Annotated in this window: 1 protein-coding gene; it reads right to left on the bottom strand. The window is 61.0% G+C overall.

Annotation, left to right across the window (positions count from 1 at the left end; all coding sequences use genetic code 11):
• A partial coding sequence (locus tag ACM615_RS24325; RefSeq protein WP_431012699.1) for a hypothetical protein occupies positions 1-205 on the bottom strand: 205 nt, incomplete at both ends.

Raw genomic sequence — 205 nt, forward strand, 5'->3', positions numbered from 1 at the left:
AGCCCGAGGCCAGCACGGCATACTCGGCCTGCTCGCGGGTGACGAAGGTCTTAATGCTCGTAGTGCCCTGGCAAAGCTGCCGCAAATCGTTGAAATATTGCAGGTACACCTGCTTTCGGCGGGTGGCCGCGGCCTCCAGCTCGTCGTAGAAGCCGCAGGCGATGGGTTGGTAGTCGGTAGGCATCGGAGAAATAGCGAGGGGTAG

The sequence above is a fragment of the Rahnella sp. PAMC25617 genome (assembly GCF_050606005.1).
Lineage (GTDB): Bacteria > Pseudomonadota > Gammaproteobacteria > Enterobacterales > Enterobacteriaceae > Rahnella > Rahnella variigena.